This is a genomic window from Nostoc sp. CALU 1950 (assembly GCF_051172895.1).
Taxonomy (GTDB): Bacteria; Cyanobacteriota; Cyanobacteriia; order Cyanobacteriales; family Nostocaceae; genus Nostoc; species Nostoc edaphicum_A.
This window is the reverse complement of record NZ_JBDNJQ010000037.1, coordinates 33748-52858: the sequence shown is the minus strand read 5'-3', so window position 1 is coordinate 52858 and position 19111 is coordinate 33748. Positions and strand designations below refer to the sequence as shown.

Annotated in this window: 10 protein-coding genes; 4 read left to right on the top strand and 6 right to left on the bottom strand. The window is 40.3% G+C overall.

Going from position 1 to position 19111, the window contains the following annotated elements; translation table 11 throughout:
* Positions 1-98: 98 nt before the first annotated feature.
* The 3 genes from ABF638_RS12940 to ABF638_RS12930 all read right to left on the bottom strand — a co-directional run bounded on the left by ABF638_RS12940 (position 99) and on the right by ABF638_RS12930 (position 2473).
* On the bottom strand, positions 99-989 hold the full coding sequence (locus tag ABF638_RS12940) for a hypothetical protein (protein ID WP_435023093.1): 891 nt from the start codon (positions 987-989) through the stop codon (positions 99-101).
* A 43-nt stretch (positions 990-1032) separates the two neighbouring features.
* On the bottom strand, positions 1033-1491 hold the full coding sequence (locus ABF638_RS12935) for a DUF1392 domain-containing protein (protein ID WP_435023092.1): 459 nt from the start codon (positions 1489-1491) through the stop codon (positions 1033-1035).
* A gap of 112 nt (positions 1492-1603) precedes the next feature.
* Entirely contained in the window at positions 1604-2473 is an 870-nt protein-coding gene (locus ABF638_RS12930; protein WP_435023091.1) for a hypothetical protein, read from the bottom strand.
* A 233-nt stretch (positions 2474-2706) separates the two neighbouring features.
* Here ABF638_RS12930 and ABF638_RS12925 point away from each other — a divergent pair, with 233 nt between their 5' ends.
* The 4 genes from ABF638_RS12925 (at position 2707) to ybaK (ending at position 9846) form a co-directional block, all read left to right on the top strand.
* Entirely contained in the window at positions 2707-3042 is a 336-nt protein-coding gene (locus ABF638_RS12925) for a hypothetical protein (protein ID WP_435023090.1), read from the top strand.
* Positions 3043-3509: 467 nt separating this feature from the next.
* Entirely contained in the window at positions 3510-4418 is a 909-nt protein-coding gene (locus ABF638_RS12920; RefSeq protein ID WP_435023089.1) for a hypothetical protein, read from the top strand.
* 362 nt (positions 4419-4780) lie between these two features.
* Positions 4781-9169 (top strand): hypothetical protein, encoded by a 4389-nt coding sequence (locus ABF638_RS12915; protein WP_435023088.1) that lies wholly within the window; start codon positions 4781-4783, stop codon positions 9167-9169.
* A gap of 206 nt (positions 9170-9375) precedes the next feature.
* Positions 9376-9846, top strand: coding sequence for a Cys-tRNA(Pro) deacylase (gene ybaK, locus ABF638_RS12910; RefSeq protein WP_435023087.1), 471 nt, complete (start codon positions 9376-9378; stop codon positions 9844-9846).
* 148 nt (positions 9847-9994) lie between these two features.
* On the opposite strand, the gene ABF638_RS12905 is transcribed toward ybaK, so the two are convergent.
* The 3 genes from ABF638_RS12905 to ABF638_RS12895 all read right to left on the bottom strand — a co-directional run bounded on the left by ABF638_RS12905 (position 9995) and on the right by ABF638_RS12895 (position 19087).
* Positions 9995-11473 (bottom strand): HEPN domain-containing protein, encoded by a 1479-nt coding sequence (locus tag ABF638_RS12905; protein WP_435023086.1) that lies wholly within the window; start codon positions 11471-11473, stop codon positions 9995-9997.
* Positions 11474-11604: 131 nt separating this feature from the next.
* Entirely contained in the window at positions 11605-16953 is a 5349-nt protein-coding gene (locus ABF638_RS12900; RefSeq protein ID WP_435023085.1) for a DEAD/DEAH box helicase, read from the bottom strand.
* A 31-nt stretch (positions 16954-16984) separates the two neighbouring features.
* Positions 16985-19087 carry a 3'-5' exonuclease gene (locus ABF638_RS12895; protein WP_435023084.1) on the bottom strand — a complete coding sequence of 701 codons (2103 nt, stop codon included), beginning with the start codon at positions 19085-19087 and terminating at the stop codon, positions 16985-16987.
* Positions 19088-19111 lie beyond the last annotated feature (24 nt).

Sequence of the window (19111 nt, the reverse complement as noted above, 5' to 3'; positions counted from 1 at the left end):
ATGACCAATGACCGATGACCAATGACCGATGACCGATGACCAATGACCGATGACCAATGACCGATGACCGATGACCAATGACCGATGACCGATGACCATCAAGCAGTAACTACAGCTTTCTTTGAGAAAGCACCTGCCTGCCTTAGCGCTGCACCAGGACTGGGATGAGCAAAGAACTCTTCTACAGCTTTGGTCAACCCAGCCGCAACAGCCGGATCATGGCAAGCGTAGACATAGATAGGCTGTTGAACTCCATTGACCAGCCGTGTCTCTTGGCGATCGCCCAATTGTGGGTAAAATGTTCTCACCCATGTGCCCAAGTGTCCGCGATAGTGAGCGCCGCTCAGGGGGACTTTCTTTCCAAGTTCGCTCTCTGCAAAGTTGACCACGCCAAGCCAGCGTTCTTCTGTGGCGGTTAGCAATTTTCTGTTATGTTCAGCCAAAAGGTTGGCGGCATAGTCTTTAAATTGCTGTTCGGTGTACGGGTTGAGTCTGCCACCAGTTAACTCAGCTAAAGTCTTCATGGCCAGAACAAGAGTATGCAATCGCTGTTCAACTGGGGGAAGGGCTGGTGTGGAGGGTTGTTCTTGTGCTTGAGTAGCGGGTTTTGTCCAGCCCAGAATGTCTTGCATCCAGGCGCGAACACCGATACTTTCAAATGCTTCACAGGCTAATCTTGCTTGTTCACTACATCTTTTTCCCGCTTCGTAGCCGTAATAGTGAAGTATTGCGGCAACAGCTATATCAGGGATACCGGACTGCGACCACCCTAAAATGTCAACACATTCAAAGCCTTTACGGACAAGCTTTTCAACCATTTTAGAGCGAGAATTGTCAACGGCTGTTTTGAGACTTCTGAATAATCCAGCAGCATCAACACCAGCTAATCTTGCTGTTGCACGAAGGCTAGCTTTACCTTGTCCATTAGAGTCAACAGTGATTTCTTGCTTTATCTGTTCAATAATTTGGGCTACTTCAATTTGTGACATAACTTTAGTTGGCTGATAATTTTTCGTTGTTGACTAAAGAGAATTAGACATTCACACGTACCAAACTTTTTTCACCAACCAGTGAGAAACGATTAGATATAGTCCGTGATTGAGTTAAGGTTGGCGACACCAATTCAACAAGGTAAAACCAAGAATTATTCACCAGCCCAATCCCCAAAATCAGCCGTTGCTTTGTTCCCTTATCGTGAGAACAGAGCATCACTCTTTCGCCCAGAACGAAGGCAGGTTTTTGCACCTTGATGGCTTCTAATTCTCCAGTCCCGATGATTTGGTTTTGTGTGGCGTGGAGTATTTCATTACGGCAATCAATTGAATAAATCCAGCACTCATGCTTCCATTGCATACCGCAGCAATAGCCAAATGTTCTGTTGGTTCGCAGGTAAACTCTCTCCAGTAAATTCACCTCAACGGATGGAATTGTTTGTCCCCAAGGTGGGGAAAGATACCAACTTGTTTGAAGTGCATTAATATGGTCAATCATGCTTTTCTTCCCTGGGATTAATAACCTAAAAATCTTCGGTAATGTTTGGAGAATAACGCCCAAAAAATACCTAAAAGTGAGCAGCAATTTTCACTGCTGCCCACATAAGGCTTTACACTGTCACTAATTCTTGAAGAAGAGATCGCACTTCATGGTTGAAAAGCTGTTGTAATTCCTCAGTAGTCAGTTGCTCTAAGGGTCGGGATTGCAAGTATTTGTGAACTGGTTCAGCCAGCGATGTATCCACCATCGACAGCGATCGCACAGCATCAAGCACCGAGTTAGAATACTGCTGCTGGACTGAATAACGCCTCTTCACCCACCAGTTACCGTCAGTGCATCCGACTTGCCCCAGTTTCACGCCCTTGTTGTTGTAAATGCCATCATCAAGAATTTCAAACCCGTAATTCTGGCACTCGTTGAAGATATGCGCCATGATTTGGTTTTCAGTAGAAGAGGACAAGGAGCAGGGTGCGGGGTGCAGGGGGGAAATTTCTTCTCCCTTGCTCCCTGCTCCCTGCCCCCCTGCTTCTTCCTGCACAGGTAATGAACCGTCTTTGTAGTGAGTGCAGATGAAGCGATCGCAACGCATTAGAGTGTTGGCGCGAAATACTTCTTTATCTTTGACCATGACTACCCAGCGTTGTGTTAAATGGTTATCGTCATGGGTGATGCTGGCTACCAGTTTGTCATCAGCATAATATTCGTGATGGTCAAACGAGATTTCGACTATTCTGAGGAGTTCGGGAGCTACGGCTTGGGCTTGGTCAGCGATGTAGCTGTCGAGTTCGGCTTGGGCGAGGGCTTGGTTGTCAACCTTTTGAAGCTTAGTAGATTGGTCAGTGATAATTGCGTTTACCCAGGATTCTTTGCAGCGTTTGTCTGAGACTTCAGTTTTAGTATCAAGTTGGGCATAAATAGTTTTAAGTTGATTGAGAGTTTTTCGTTGCAGTTGTTGTTGAGTGTAGATTGGGTGTGTCATGATAAGTGTTACTACATCTATAGAGTAGGTGTTTTACAAAAGGCGATTGCCTCCAAAGTTTCTCAGGCTAAGGGCATCGCCTTTTGTTGTAAGCATGGTTTTCCTTGCTGACTAACCCCACATTATGCTTTTAAAAGCATTTTGTCAAGCTTTTAAAAGCATAAATCTTGTTTTTAAAAGCTTGCTATTTTTCTTTTAAAAGTATAGAGTGATTAGGAAAGGAGGTTATCACTATGTCTGGCATTAGCAAATTGTCTTATGCCTTTGTAGACTTATATAGAAGTCGCAGAGGTATAAGTATGGATATGTCCCTGATTAGGGAGCGGATGGAGGAACTAGGCATAGATTTAGCAACATTAACCCGTCGCTATTGTGAGATTCGTCGCCGCAAAGGGGATGAGTCTGCAACCCCTGTCAATCGGAGAAATATGCTTGCTAAAGCAATATCTGATCAAGGAAACCCAACGCTGGAAACTTTTATGGATATACTTGCTGCTTTAGATGGCAAAGTCCTGATTGAGTGGAAAAGCACAAAGGTGAAAGAGTTTGGAGGTGACAATGCCGCGTGAGCGCAATTGTAGGTGAAGCAATTAATATGCTGGCATGATCATTAGGTTTCTGGGCTAGATTAAAGCTGAAATGTAAAAACTAATGAGACAGTGGTTGTAGATAACAATGCCTACTTTTCATAAAATCAAGCTATCAGAAGGGAAACATCTAACCGATACATAATCAACCTTACTGAGCGCTATGAGAATTAATCGCCCTCTGAAAGGGGCGGCCTCCACAATTTTATTTGCTTAATATTACACCTATGGAATTTCCACGCCTTCAAGGGAGTTTCCAGGCATCGCAGTCCCAAAGTTGAAAAACAACTAAGCGATCACAGGTGCAACAGATGCAAATATATCTAAACAAACTCACGAAAAACCCCAACCTCAGTAAAAGGTTTGGGGAATAAATATCAATATAGTTACACCCGTATCATGCCACAACTCGATATTCGTTCAAGCACTGTTCAGCTAGAGGTGGAATAATGCCTAAACCACCTTCTAGAACCAACAAAGCCACCTCTGCCGCAAAGAGTGATTCAAAACCACCTGTTAACTCTGCAAACGAGGATATCTCTGTTGAGGAAAATCTAGCTACAGCAACGATTACGGTTACTGCTATCGAAATTCCAGAGTTGACAGAGGAAGAACAGAGCGATCGCCTACTCCTGGAGAGGAAAGTGGAACGGGCATTTTTTGAGGCGGGGAAAGCGCTGACGGAATTGAGGGACAGACGGCTTTATCGCTCCACGCATAAAACATTTGAAGATTATTGCCGCGATCGCTTTGGGCATAGTCGTCGGCAATCTTATCTTTTAATGGATGCGGCAGTTGTTTTCGATAATTTGATGAAAAAATGTGATCCAATGGATCACATTTTGCCAACTAACGAACGTCAAGTCAGACCAATGACAAAGCTTGAACCCCACCAACAGCAAGAAGTGTGGGTAAAAGCAGTGGAGCAGTCAGGGGGTAAGGTGCCACCAGCTAGAATCGTTAAAAACGTAGTGCAGCAAATAATGGAACGCACCCAAGTACCCAACACCTACCAGCTAGGAGAAGTGTGCCAAATCCTTACCAAAGACAATCCCGAATTAAGAGGCAAAGGTGGCTGCTGGGGTATCGTTAACCATGTGGGGGAATTCAGTTGCACTGTCAAAACCTGGGATGGGGAATATACGGTTGGATTGCAACATTTGAAGTCTTTCAACTACTTACCTGCCGAGTGTGAGCAGATGCAGGTGATTTGCGATCGCATTAATCGGGTGTATTCGAGTGGGCTGGAGGAATCGGTACAGAAGTTTTTGGAGATGCTGGGGAAGCTGAACCGTTCTTATTTGACTACTTTAGAAGAGAAATTGTTGAGTGTTCTGGAGTTGGAAATCAGAGATTAATGCAACAATGCTGTAAGTAAGTTAAGATTCCGTAATAATTCTACCCAAATGCTTGAGTATTCTTAAAACTCCAGATAAATTGTTAAGATATTACGATCAGGTTGCAAATAGATCGGAAATCCCATACTGTTTACCCAAGGTTTTGATAAACAAATAGCTGCTACCATTAGTGATCAAGCCATACAGAGGTTGTTCTGGTTAGGGTAATGATGAAGAGGTTTCCTTTGCAGGAATAAAAAGAGCAATCGTCTGCAATCTATTTGTAACGTTTAGCATTTGTTCGCCTTAGATTTAGCCAACTCCTAATTTATTTGTCTTATTGCTAAGATGGCTTTAAGAGAAAACGTTTTATGTAGAGAAAGATGACCTCATTGGTTCATGGACAGCCGATTAGTGCTGAAGAAATTGAGCGTATTGTCAGCCGAGGATTTTCTCCGCAAACTTTTGTGCTTCTTTGTAATTCTATTGCATGGGCATCTGCTGCAAAAAAATGCTCCTCGTTACCTTCATTTACCGAGCGCATATATGTTCCAGATGGAGGTAAAGATGCAGAGTGGACAGTAGAAATAGCGAATTCCCAAAAACACCTATCACCTTTTTTAAGTTCTGGATGGAATGTATATCAATATAAGCATCGTGATATTTCCGTTCGTAATAAAGCAGAAATTTTCTCCAAGCTAAAAGCTGATTTAAAGGGCGCTATCAAATATTTAGTGAATAGAACTAAACGCATACCAAGCAAATATGTTCTATTTACAAACATACATTTAACACTTGATGAACAGAGTGAATTAAAAGCAAAAATCATTGATGGTTATGATCAAGCTGAGAGCATTGCTATTGAAGTAGTAGAAGCTGCTTTTCTGGCAAGTTCCTTGAATAGTCTTCCTCACTTGCGATCAAGTTTCTTCTCAAACGCTAAATTTATTACATGGCAGCAAGCCTGGTTGGAGCATGAAAACAAGAAAATTTATGGTGCAAATGTTTCTTTAACTGGGAGAGATAAGAAATTGAATCAGCTGCAAACACTTGTAGATAATCCCGAAATCCGAGCAATAGTACTTTCAGGGGCAAAGGATATAGGGAAAACACGGCTTGTACTAGAAGCAACAAAGCATCGTGCTATTGAAACTGTTATTGCTAAGAATCGTTCACTGGAAGTAAGTGATTTACTTTATTTTGAAATTTCGGATTTAGAAACAGTAGTTGTTGTTGAAGATCCTGAGCCTAGCAATATTAAAGAATTGATTAATCAGATACTCTCATCTACTAGTCTTAAACTTATAGTTACACTACCAACTTCAGAAAACTCACCTACTATTAATTTTGGTTTAGACGAGAGAGTAAAGAACCTTAAACTTTCTCCTCTCTCACCGGAGGAATCGACAGAACTTCTCAAAGCTTCTGAAGCTAACTTTGACTATGGTATGGAGTCGTGGATTATCAAACAGGCTGGGGGTAATCCAGGGATAATATTACTAGCAGCCAAGCGAGGATCTGTCCTTAGAAAAGAACATCAAAGTTTTGTAGAGCAAATTGCTATTGTTCTTGAGCAGGAGGTGCGGCACAAAGTTAATAATTATGCGATTGAGATTCTTAAATTATTGAGTTTGTTAGAGTATGTTGAAATCGAAGGCAGAGCCAACAAAGAAATAAAACTTCTATGTAAGTGGTTTGGGCAAAAGTTTCAAGCTGATGAAGTCACCAAAGTAATCAAGAGTCTTGTAGAAGCAGGTTTTTTACAAATTCGAGGCTTATACGCTGAAGTTACTCCTCCGCTACTTGCAAATCATCTTGCTGCTTCTTTACTCCAAGATCGCCGTTCCGAGTTTTTAGCATTATTTGCTGATTTAAACCAGAAACAGCGATCGCGGCTGATTCAGCGACTACAAGGACTACAATCATCAAAGCTTGCTTGGTTTTGGAAAGAAATATTTGGCTCAAGTGGATTACTTCCAGACTTACCCACAGCACTTGCTAATCGGGAAATACTACACCTAGCAGCTTGTGCAAATCCAGATAATACTATAAACCTTATTCAGCAATGTTTAGGATCGGCAACTTTTGAATACCGTAAATCTTTGCAATATTCACAGCGAGATACTTTAATTTGGGCACTTGAAGAACTAATATTTCGTGAAAGAACAAGTTTAAGAGCGCTCTCTTATTTAGGATTGCTTGCCGAAACTGAGCCAGCTAATTACAACAATAGCAGTGCTACAAGCAAATTCTGCCAGTGTTTCCGTCCACTTCATCCACAAGTACCATTATCTCTCGAATACAGATTTGATCTGTTGAAGAAATTTGCATCAGCTAAAGCTACTGTCGCATTACGCTTACTTGCAATTGAGGTAATTAAAACTACTCTCAACGGATGGGGTTATCACTTCCTTCATGAGGGTAGAGGAAATAACCCTTTTGATCCAAGACCTCAGATCACTTGGGGAGATGTTTGGGGTTATCAAAAGTCTTTACTTACACTTCTAGTAGAGTTAGCCCAATCCGACGAGCCTCAAGTAGCTGATGCAGCAAGACTTGCACTTCCAACGGCTATTGCTGAATTCTCAATGCTCCAATTTTCATCAGAAATAACAGTTTCAGTATTCAAAACTGCTGTGGATTGGGCTACTAATCAACAAATTCCCTTACCAATTTCCAAACTAGCTGATGCTCTACATTCTGTCTATGATTTTTATAAAAAAGATAATAATCAGTTCAATCCAGAAATGAGAATTGAAGTTGAAAAACTACTTGAAAATATCAATACTTTACTTGAGTCACTAAATACTGCTGAATTTGCAATTAGACTAAAACGTTGGGCAAGTAATTGGACAAAAAGCCATAATGATTATGAAGTAGATGAAAATGGAAAACATATATATCGATCCGAAAAAGAAGCACAAGCCCTTGCCAAAGAAGTAATAAGCAAACCATCAATTCTGACAAGAGAACTACTAGAGTGGCTTTGTTCTGTGGAAGCACGAGAGGCACACAATTTCTGCTTCTGTCTTGGAAAACTGGATTCTGAAAGAAGATGGTTAGTGCAGATCCAGCAGCTTGGTATTAGACAAGATGGTATTAATGTCTTTTCAGCTTACTTTGGTGGTTTAAGTCAGATTGATCGCCAGTTTGTTAGTGACTATTTGGATCAGCTAACACAGTCAGGTCAGGTTAAAGCTGAAGCAATAGTTTGTGCTACTCAGCAACTTGGAGGTGATATTACAGGGGTCAATCGAATAGTGACATTAATCCAAGACAAGCGCGTTGATCCCAAATATGTTGCATACATCATAAAACACGGCAAATGGCTTAACTGTCTTAATTCCGGCGAATATCTCTACTTGTTGGAAGCTATAGCAGGTTCAGATTTAGAAAATGCAGCAGCAGTAGTTGAATCTTTCTTTATTTGGCTCCATCCTAAAAAAGCAGTTGATGAGGAGCTTGCTGAGTTCGGTTGGAAGTGTTTAGAAGCAAGTGATACATTAGATCAAAATTACTATTTTGATCAGCTTGCCCTGCATCTTGTGCAGACTAATGTTGCACAGGGGTTCAGACTCCTAGAGAAATTACTTCTGAAACAACTCACTGAGTATCGATGCTGGAACCCAATTAATAGCAATCATCAAAGAGAGTTTTGGGAGTTTTTATACAGTAATAATCGTAGACTTGCTATCTACATACCTTTGAAAGTTTCTCTACAATACCCACGAGAATATTCTTTTATAAGCTGGCATTTTCAAAGAATAGTTAACCAAGAGAAAGATTCAGACTTGCTAATAGAATTTGCACTTGATTCGGAAGAACAGGCTAAAATAGTTTGTGGTATTTTATCTATTCATAAAATTAATTTCTGGCAAATTGCCTTTGCAATCATTACGCAATATCCTGAGAATCAGAATATTCAAAATTTATTGTCCGGTCTTGTTGTAGAGCCTAATTATTTCAAATCTCGATTAGAGTACTTAGAGAGTAGCGTCAACACGGTAGAGCAGGCATTGAGTGAAAGAAATCCACCATTTGCTGGTCGCCTTTGGCTTGATGAACTTGCTTCAGAATTACGTATCAAAATCGACGACGAATTCAATTCTCAACAAGTTGTAGATGTCAGTAGCCAATTACCTATTACAGATAGACGTATAGATGCTGAAAGAATTTGGGCAATAAGAAGGCTATTACGCGATGGAGAGATAGAGAAAGTTAGTCAGTTGGTTTTACAAGATGAATTACCTATTATTTTAGCTATGTCAGACTTATCAGATTCAGAAAAACAGCGACTCCAAAGCCTATTTAAGCTAGAAGTTGAGCAGCCTGTGTCCTCAACTATTTCTAGTAAAGTATATATAGCATCTTTAGAAAAGCTCACCATCATGTCAGAACAATCGCCTATTTTTAATCAACAACATGCAACGATTGGGGTTAACTATGCTGCTGAAGGCAGTAACCAGCAGTTTACACAAAATATCAACACAACTGAGCAAAATTTTGAGGTCTTATTAACTGACTTTAAGCAATTGATCCACAATTTACAACAAGAATATCCAGATGTGGCAAATGAAATAGAGGCTTATCGAATCATTGATGTGAGAGTGAAAGAGCAACCTTTACACTGGGAAAACTTTCTGAAACTTAAACGCCTGTGGAATGGAGGCAAGAAAGCGGCAATTAAAATCGGTGAGCATTTTACAGAACAAAATCCTTGGGGTAAAGGAGCGATCGCTTTCCTTGAAGGTGTAATGGATGAGTTGGAATAAGGTTGATAACCTATAAATTACTCTTATTAGCTTGACTTTTTTTACTACCAAGCTGATAAGCGTATGGCTATCTACACAGTCATTAACTTCAGTTACATCGTAAGAATCAGGAATTTGAGTGCTTTGGAAGAGAAATTGTTGAGTGTGATAGAGAAAGAATACAGGATTATAAATTAAATACCATGCAGTTCTAATGTTAGACTTAAATGAAAACTAATGCTGCTCGACTACTTGATAAACTAGGTATTCCCTACCAAATCCTGAGCTATGAGGTTGACCCTGACGATCTCGCTGCTGAGAGTACAGCACACAAAGTTGGTCTTCCGCCAGAGCAAGTTTTTAAAACTCTAGTAGTTAGAGGTGACACAACAGGTATCTGTTTTGCTGTTGTGCCAGGAAATGATCAGTTGGACTTAAAAGCCTTGGCGCGGATTTCAGGAAACCGCAAAGTTGAGACAGTTGCCCTGAAGGAAGTGCAGCCACTAACAGGATACATCCGTGGGGGTGTGACAGCATTAGCTAGTAAAAAAGACTATCCAGTTTATCTTGATGAAACTGCAACTCTATTTGAGCAGATTACCGTTTCTGGTGGAATGCGAGGAATGCTGCTTCTGCTATCCCCAGATGATTATTTATGTGCCGTCAGTGGCACTTTGGGAGCAATCGTACAAAATTAAGGACAATCTGAAGCGGTTACGGGGCAGATGAAATGTAAGATACAAATTCTAGCAAGCCATTTTATTCGTGCTAAATTGACCAGAGATTCTAGAGTATTAGAAACGTTATAGAAATTATACGGAGTGCAGTACTGAAGGTGATTGCTTGTTATTCCTCAATTGCAACAGAACGGTGTTCAGTCAAACTCCATTCCATTAATAAGCCAACATTTCCATCCAAAATAAACTGTGCAACTTCTTCTTTATTAAAACCTAACTCTTTCATTAAACATAAACAAATAATGATTTTCAATTTTTCAGTGATATAGTAGAGTTTAGACTCATCTCCTATTCTATTCTTAAGACTTTCATCGTAGTGTGTTAAATAGTTTCTATTATCAACAACTTGTCTAATAAAATGCTTTTGCTCTCGTTTATTTGAAAATCTCTTAAATCCATCTCTTGCAGTTGCAAGTTGCAGTATAATATCTGACAAGTATTCAAAAATTGCCTGTAATCTCGCTGCTAATCGCTTCTCATTACTATACTTGAGCTTTGATTTTAGCCATTCACGATGCTCAATTGGAGTATCATTTAGTATGAGTTCAATTCTTTGAGTGTGCTTATCTTCTGAGGTTTCTAATTGTTCAAATTCGGGATTTTTCCTATGGTAGACTTCTAGAGCCTGAACTAAAATTAAAAATATATTATTCAGATAGAGATTGGAGTTATAAAAAGTAGAAAAATATAAATTATATACAGTTTCTAGCCAATCGGTCTTTTTGAACCAGTTTTGTATTAATGTATTAAAATTATTGGATATTTTACGAAAACCAAAAAGTATATCTGCATGGAATAAAGGGGATTTTGCTGGAAATAAAGCAGATTGGTACTCTCTAAATCCATCTAAAATAGGTCGATACAATTTAACAGAAACAGCGCCTTGTTTGTAACTTCCATCTAGAGAGTCGAAAATTTCTGCTACCATTATTCCAGTTACAATGAGTGGATATACAGGGTGCATAATAGCGAAAGATAAAAAATTTTGAAAATTCAGCATGATTTTTTCAATTTCCTTTAATGGGCGCTTCTCTGAAAAGCTAATTGTTGCATAGGCTATTTGATTTATTTCAAGGTCTTGAACCCATGTTTCCTCATGAAAAGATATAACATCAAATGAAAGCTTAATATCTTCACCTAGAGATGTTTGAATAACTGATATATTATTTTTGCAATTGATATTTAATTCACCTTGCTCATAAGATTTTTTAATATCAAAATTACTTACACTAAGCCATTGATTAAGATATGAATAATGAATAGATAAACTTAAAAATTGCAGATCAACTTTATTTGCTATATGTAAACCATCGCAGATAAGTCTTGTCTGAAAGATAGTTATTCCAACTCCTTCAAGGGTTAATTGTGATCTAATTTTAGAGTTATTTAATAAAGAGACTCTTCCCCCAAGGCAATTTCCTAAAATCAGTTGTGGGTGCGAAGGTTGGTCGCCATCTTGAACATTAATTAAAGAACCAAGTAACTCTAAAGTTCCTCCTATCGTTGGGTTAAATTTCAAAATTCCTGCTACTTTTCTGTCTGGCATCTCTGGTAGCCACCATTCTCCAACACGCTCAAAATCTTCCATGTCTATTCCATTTACCTGTATAATCTTACTCTATCCTATGCCAAATATTGCCTACATAAATATTTCAGTATTTGATAAAAAAGAAACAGCAATTACCCAAGGAACGAAAATGAAATCGGTTACATGAAGAATTATAGTCCTGCCAGAATAGCCAACTTAGTTTTCCAATCTTCATCATGTTGCAATGTCAGTACAGTATAACCAGTCTCGTACCTAAGATTATCGCGCTCAATTTTATCTTGCTTGCGCTGATCGGGGCTATCATGAACTGAACCGTCACAAAAAACAGCGATCGCCTCTTCCTCATAAACAAAATCTGGTTTACAGTTCGCCTTTTGAATAAATTTCTGAGCAGCATCGGGTAATTTATACCCCCGTTGATAAATTTCCTGCAAAACCACACGCTCAAAATCAGAGTTAGGGTCTGTCTGTTCCAGCAATTTTTGATATTGCTGATTGCGAGAAAGCCCTTTGACTTGAGTAATAACGCTACTCTTCAGCAAGAGGTCAAGCCAAGGTTTGATTAAGTGACGATTTATCAGTGCATGGTCAAATTGATTGCGGTAAGAGAGCAAGCATTCATAGCAAGCTTGAATACAACTGTCTTTAGGTTGTGTAAAATGACAAATGTCGAAAGCTGCATCAGCAATTTTTCTAAATGCCTCTGGTTTTTCTAATAGCTGAGATAGTACACCAGCACCACCTTCAGCAGCTTCCCAGAACAGTAAATACTTGCCTTCGCCTAGTCGTTCGGAGTCGAGTTCATCAGCTTCTAATTTGTAAACGGCTTGAATTGCAGTTTCTAAGGTGTATTGCAGAGTGGCAATAAAAGCTTCTCTGTCCTCCACAGGAACATTTAATGGCTCAACAATCAAGATATTGCAAGTATCATCAACCATTAAATTCACTTCGAGATGCAAGCTGTCGGGTATTTGTTGAGCCTGTGGATTTTTATGGTCGCCCCATACACCCGTTATTGGATTGAGCTTAAATCCTCGGTCTTCTCTATTCTTCTTCAGCCCCCGATTAATTCGCCAAATGGTAGCTGTAGCTCCATAGGTTAACTTGAACAGTGGCGTACCGTCAGATGCTTGGACAATAGCTGATTCCCGCTTTTGACTAGCGTAGCGGAAATGAGTGGTGATGTTGTAGCCGTACTTGAGCCGTTCTTCTTCGTCGCAGGTAATGCGTTCTCGACGACGAGCGATCGCAGTTTCCATTGGCAGTACACGAGTCAATTTGGCTACATTGCCATGAGCATCAGGTTTAATTTCTGCACCGCAGTTTTCACAAGTGTCACGAAAATCGCCGTCGTGGTAATATCCGCAGTTAGCGCAGACACTCACCCGTTTATACTCGCCTTCAATGCCACCAACGGGAACTTTTGTTTTGGCCACCATAAATTTACTACCTTCGTAGTAAAGGATATTATTGGGAGCAAATTCCCGTAATGCCATTGAGCGGGGGCGAGAAATAAATTCACCACCTTCACCAGCCGGAATAAATGCTCGGACTGGCAGACGTGGGAAGTTAAATCCTGGTAAAAACCCTTCGGCAGCAAAGTAACGATAGGGATAAAATTCAAACTGGGAATTACTCTTACCTTGGCTGTGTCCTACGAGTAAATCAATTTGTCGTTGTGCTTCTCGTGCCTGTGCTTCCGCATTGTTACGTTCTTCCTGAGCAACATCACCTCTAGCAAAACGGTCAATAGTGCGACGAGCAGATTCTAACTGTTTAACTGACTCTATATATAAATCTCGCCAACGCTTACAGGCACGGTCAAAAGCATTCAAAGCATTTTCGATGGTATTCTGTAACCAATTTACAGAATACCAAGAAGCTTTTTGCAGATCCTCTTGGCAGAAAAAGTCTGAGAAGATAGATTGGGCGGCTTGCAGACATTGGGTTAATTTGGCTTGTCCCAGGGTAAGTTGTTGGCGAATGCTGTCTTTGAGGGGATAGTTTTCTAATTCCAAATCCAAGATTTTATTCATGGAATCTTCCAAGTAAACCCCAGTATGTGCTAACCAAATCGAGTAAACATGAGATTTAATTAAATCCTGGTTGGCTAATTCTAGTTTTGGTGGAGCAACTACCCCAGCAACCATTTGATTTTGGCGCTTGAAAAAGTATTGATCGTGACCGCTACCAATGGAAGCATAAGTAATGACTAAAGCTTGCTGTCCACTTCTACCAGCACGACCGCTACGTTGAGCGTAATTAGCAGGACTGGGGGGAACGTTTCGGAGATGGACAACGCTAAGGTCGGAAATGTCGATACCTAATTCCATTGTCGGAGAACAAAACAATGCAGCTAATTGTCCTTGACGGAATTTTTCTTCTCGTTCTTGACGGTCTTTGTTGCTTACCTGTCCGGTATGTTCTCGCCCTTCCATTGTTTGGATTTGCAAGGCGTTGGTTTGGTAAAAACCTTGGAAAAATTGGTTAACTGAAATATTGGGTTTATCGTTACCCTGCAAGCGACGCGATGTTAAGGGATCGGTAGGGATTTCCTTGAGGTTGGTTGCTTTCCATAGTAGTGAGTCTATGCGTAGCTGTACCTCAGATTTTTCTTGCACTAGGTAGCCAGCATCACACAAAGCATCAATTAGATTAGTGATTAAGCTGTTGAACTCTACATCTGTTAAAAGTTGGCTGCGGAGCGACCATGTATTTGGTGATCGCAAAAATCGTCCAATTTTACTTCTAGTAGTAAGTTTAACTTTCGCTTTTTCGTTACCACCAGTGTTAATAGTTGCCCAAGTTGCTAAGTATAAATATTCGTTCTCATCGAATACCCAAGGTTCTTTAAGAGCTTGAATGACTTCGCTTTTGATTGAATCTTTTTGGTCTGGTTGTAAAAGTTTGGCATCAATTGCTAATTCTCGCCGCAAATGGTTGAGGAATGCTTGGGTAATGATGAAACGTTGTTGCGGAGTGGCTTGTAGTAAAAGAGGATGGCGGTGTTTTTGCCAAAGATTGTTGTCAGCACAGGCTTCTTGAAGTCCATCATATTCAATTATCAACAGTCCACATTGTTCGAGGTTGGGTTGAACGATGCGCCACCCCCGGCGCAAGTCTTCGTAAAGGCGATATTCAATTAGTTTGCGAAAGGCTTCTTCATTACGTCGCTTCCCGACACCAAACTCTGCTGCTTGCTTGGCATAGTCGTTTTGAGTAATTCCCATATATTGGACGACTACACTAGCTAATTCGCTGTGGGTGAGTTGCCCTTTGGCTTGTATTGCACCTAAAAGTGCAGCCCGTAAGAAACTGGTTTGGACAAAATCATTGAAATGTCCCGCTTGTAAAGACGCATCTTGACGGTTATCGGTAAAACTGAGGATTTTGGCAGCTTTAGCTTTCTCCCCTGTAAAGACTTGCTTGAGGCGGCTGGTGGTAGAAAGACAAAGTAGAGTGGTAGCGGTACTGCGTCCTTCACTGCTGAGGCGAGAGAGTTTGGCAAATTCGTTGCGTTTCTTGTCATGAAGTACGCCGCAGTTGAGACAGGTTAGAAAAGGCTTAGGAATAAACCAACAAGTGGTTCCTTGCAACAGGGAGGATGTAACTTTACCATTGGGTAGAATTTGGAGTTTTCGGGGAATAAACCTTACAAAGTCTTTTTTGGCAACCCGTCCTTTCTTTTTGGTTTCACTAAACCAAGAGTCAGGAAGTCTATCTTCATCGCTTGTATCCCAAAGTTCTGGTTCATCGAGGGTAAGATAACCTTCGGTAATATCTGCATCATCAGGACTAATATCTAATGCAGTGGGCAATTGGGGCAGGATAATATGCTTATCGGCATCGTAGCGCACGACGTAGTAATCCTGTCCGCATTCCCGGCAAAAGACGAGGGGATAAAGCAGGCGGTTGTCGGTAGTTGTATATTGACCTTCAAGGGTTAAATGGCGTTTGTCTCGATTTTCAATAGTGGCGTAAACGCTTCCCCCTTGGGAAATGAACTGATGTAGGCGGAAAGCAAGTCCATTAGTTTTGCTTCCCCACAAGAACATCTGTTTGAGGACTGTTAAACAAATTTCCTCTGAAAGCTGAGTTTGTTCGGCAAGTTTGGTTGCACCTGTTTCTAAACTAATGGGTTGACGACGGACGAGATGCCCTTCTCTTTCTTCTAAACCAAAATTCATCTCGATCCAGTAGCTCAAGGAGTGGTTTCGGAATTCTGTTAGTGTTTGTTCTAATTCGGTTGGTGAACCTGCTAAGATTCCTTGGCGTAGTTGTTCAATAGTAGGTTCAGCACGTTGGATAGAACGTTCTAGGGTTTCATCAATGACATTGTTGGGTTTAATTTCCACGCCAAATAATTTACTAGCGACATCTGCCACAACCTGACGGCGTTGTTCGCGGGAACCGACTGTTGACATGGTGGCACTTGTGCCAATGCAGAGTAATTCTTCATTACTTTTGCTACGCTGACGGAGTTTGCGGATCAATATGGCAACGTCTGCACCTTGTCGTCCACGATAGGTGTGTAATTCATCCAGTATCAGGAATTTTAAATTGGGAGATTCGACCAGTTTATTTTCGTGAGTGCGTGAGAGCATTAACTCTAGCATCACGTAGTTGGTGAGCAAAATATGGGGTGGGTTATTTTGAATTTCGGTTTTCTTGGTTAAACTTTCTTGCCCGGTGTATTTTTCAACACGAATATGAGTATTCGGAACTTGGCGTAAAAATTTGTCGAGTTCTTCTTTTTGGGAGTTAATTAAGGCATTCATGGGATAAACCAATATTGCCCTGACTCCTGAAATTTCAGGATGACGCAGTAAATCATTGAAGATAGGCACGACGTAAGTCATGCTTTTACCGGAACCTGTGCCTGTGGTAACAACGTAAGGTTCTTGGCGTTGTGCGGTTTCAAATGCTTGCTTTTGGTGATAGTGGAAAGTAAAGGGTGTGCCGTCTTTTTTGTAGAAATATTTCTCGCAGTCTGGATGAAGGGTCTGCTGTTGTACTAACTCTTTAACTGTTGCACCCTTTTTATAGCTAGGATTGAGTTGTACTAGGGGATCAGTCCAAAGTTGCCCCTTATCTAATTCTGCGTCTACAAATTCTTTGACTTTGCGATCGCGGATTTTGAGGAAGCTTTCTATATAGCGGCGGTAGTCGCCTATTACCTCGTTGCGGAAGTTGAAGATATCAAGATCGTTAGTATTTGCTAATTGGTCATTTGCAATTGAGGATTGAGGTTGAGTCCGTCCTATACGCTGGTCGATATAATTTGAAACTTGGTTAGCAAAGGTATTTGTAAATGTAACAGGGTCAAAAACTTCGCCCAATTGTAAGAAGTCCCAATCTTCAGGAATTTTACTAAAAATTAAATCAAGTTTTTCCGGCGGAACTATCTCAACATTTGTACAGTCAACTATTGCTTTTCCTTGACCGATAATATCACTAATAGTTGAGATAAAAGCTTCCGGCTGCTCTAATAATTCTTGTAGTTTTACAGGTACTTTCATAATTAGTAATTATAAATCTATAGTTTATGTATTAATTTTGAACGATTTCCCAATAAGCATTATTTAAAGCTTGAACAAATTGAGAAGGAGAAATAGCAGAGCCGCAGACCATCAAGGCACGCATAGCGCGAGAGCAAGCAACATAAAACAAACGTTTTTGTTCATTGATCATGATATTGGATTCATCCATAGGGATTTGAAGGTTTACATGTGGTAATTGTCCTGCTTTCAATCCAACAACCACAACAGCAGGAAACTCCAAACCTTTCGCAGAATGTAAGGTTAAAACTTTTATATAGGGTGCTTTTAGATTGATTTCTTTACCTGAAACAAAGATTGCTTTGAGTCCCAACTTAGTAAGTTTTTCAGCATATAACTTTCCGGCTTGATTGCTGGGACACAGTACAGCACTACCGTGGAGAGGAAAACGAAATTTTTTAGCTGCGGTAATGAAAAAAGCCTTGATAGCTTGGATTTCTTGTTCAGTATTATCAATTAGTAATAGAGATGGTAAATCTCCTTGATGGTTTGATGGCTCTTGATATAAACATTCAGAATCTCCTGCTTCCGTACCTTCAAGAATATTGATACAGGCGGTAATAATTTGCTGGGTGTTACGATAATTACGTTTAAGAACAAGGGTTCGTCCAGCCACTTTTAAATCAGAGTGAATTTGTTTCCAACTAAAACCTCGCTGATAAAGCGATTGGGAAGCATCAGCAGTTAAGTAAACTCCAGACAAGTCGGGTACTAATCCCAAAAGAAAGCGTAAGGAAACAGGTGATAAGTCTTGAGCTTCATCAATCACTATTGCTTGATAAGATTTTTGTGAAAGTTGGTTAACTACTCCCAATGCTTGTAAACGCATTTGTTCTGTAGTTATATACCCTTTAGCTGCCATCAGCGATCGCCAAGTTTGGTAAACTGTCCAGATTGCTTCTCGGATGTTGGCTTTTAAAGCTACTCCTCGACCGTGGCGCTCCAAATTCTGGTATTCTTCCAAGCTTGGAATACCCCAAGCTTGAATTACGTTCTGAATTTCTTGGAGTAAATAAGGAAGTCCTAAATTTTCTAGAGTTTGTCGGCGTACTCGCTGATCAAAAATATTGCTGGCAGGAATTTCTGTAGTGGCAAGGGCTGATTGTAAACAGCCTAAGCATTGTTGCTGTGTAGCAAATACAGGTTTGTCGTAGCTTTTAATGTAGTAGTCATAAATTAGAGAATCAACTGTAATAACCTCTACACCTAAAGTTTGAGGAGATTGTCCCAACAGCTGTTCTAAAAGTTGTTGGGAGTAAGTAACGAGGGCATTGGTATAAGTCGTGAATACAATTGAGCGATATCCTTGCTGTAATAACTTTTGCACTCGATAAAGAGCTAAGGTGGATTTACCTGTCCCTGGGCCACCTTTGACAAGAATAGGGCCACTTCCACCGAAATCACAGAGTTTTTCTTGCTCAGGATCTAGCTTGAGGAGAAAAGCACTCAAGTCACCTGTAAAGAATCGATCTAAATCTTCAGTCCCTTTGAGAATATATTGTGGCTGTTTCTCAATTTCTTCAATGGGCCGCGGGAAGAGATTATCAAGTATCCGACTAATCAGTTTATCTGGGATTGGTAATTCCAGAATTGCTTCTGAATTATCTACTTTGAGAATATCTGTCCAGTATTGTTGAGGAATTTGCCACTGTTGTAGTAGTGACGTAGTTAGTTCAACGGGTAAAGCAGTGGTGATTTGGCAAGATCCAGGGGAATTAAAAGACGATGAAGAAAATACAGAATCTTGTTCAAAAACAGTCTTTTGTTCCTTGTTTTCCTGCACTTCTACATCTTCTTGAGGTGGTGTTGTGGGTGTTTGAAATTGTGGAATTTCTATTTCATAGGTACGTTCATCTCGTTTACGCACACTCAAAAGTTTTACCCAACCTTGACCAAAGCTGTAAAATACGCGATAGTCACCTACCCGGATACGATAAGTGTTGTTTTGATGACCCTTGAGTTTTTTAGCATCTCCTCCAGCAGAAATTGGGTCTTGTTCTAAAACTTTGACCGATTTAGTAACTTTCTTGCTAATATTTTGAGGTAAATTTAATAGTTCATTCAGGAAAGTGTCGGTAACTGATAATGTCCACATGGCTTTAGCCCACATTCGTAATTT

Bases quoted from the DNA above. Each gene is read 5' to 3' on its own strand.
- ABF638_RS12920 (WP_435023089.1), top strand. From the start codon at position 3,510: ATGCCTAAACCACCTTCTAGAACCAACAAAGCCACCTCTGCCGCAAAG.
- ABF638_RS12905 (WP_435023086.1), bottom strand. From the start codon at position 11,473: ATGGAAGATTTTGAGCGTGTTGGAGAATGGTGGCTACCAGAGATGCCA.
- ABF638_RS12925 (WP_435023090.1), top strand. From the start codon at position 2,707: ATGTCTGGCATTAGCAAATTGTCTTATGCCTTTGTAGACTTATATAGA.
- ABF638_RS12915 (WP_435023088.1), top strand. From the start codon at position 4,781: ATGACCTCATTGGTTCATGGACAGCCGATTAGTGCTGAAGAAATTGAG.
- ABF638_RS12900 (WP_435023085.1), bottom strand. From the start codon at position 16,953: ATGAAAGTACCTGTAAAACTACAAGAATTATTAGAGCAGCCGGAAGCT.
- ABF638_RS12940 (WP_435023093.1), bottom strand. From the start codon at position 989: ATGTCACAAATTGAAGTAGCCCAAATTATTGAACAGATAAAGCAAGAA.
- ABF638_RS12935 (WP_435023092.1), bottom strand. From the start codon at position 1,491: ATGATTGACCATATTAATGCACTTCAAACAAGTTGGTATCTTTCCCCA.
- ybaK (WP_435023087.1), top strand. From the start codon at position 9,376: ATGAAAACTAATGCTGCTCGACTACTTGATAAACTAGGTATTCCCTAC.
- ABF638_RS12930 (WP_435023091.1), bottom strand. From the start codon at position 2,473: ATGACACACCCAATCTACACTCAACAACAACTGCAACGAAAAACTCTC.
- ABF638_RS12895 (WP_435023084.1), bottom strand. From the start codon at position 19,087: ATGTGGACATTATCAGTTACCGACACTTTCCTGAATGAACTATTAAAT.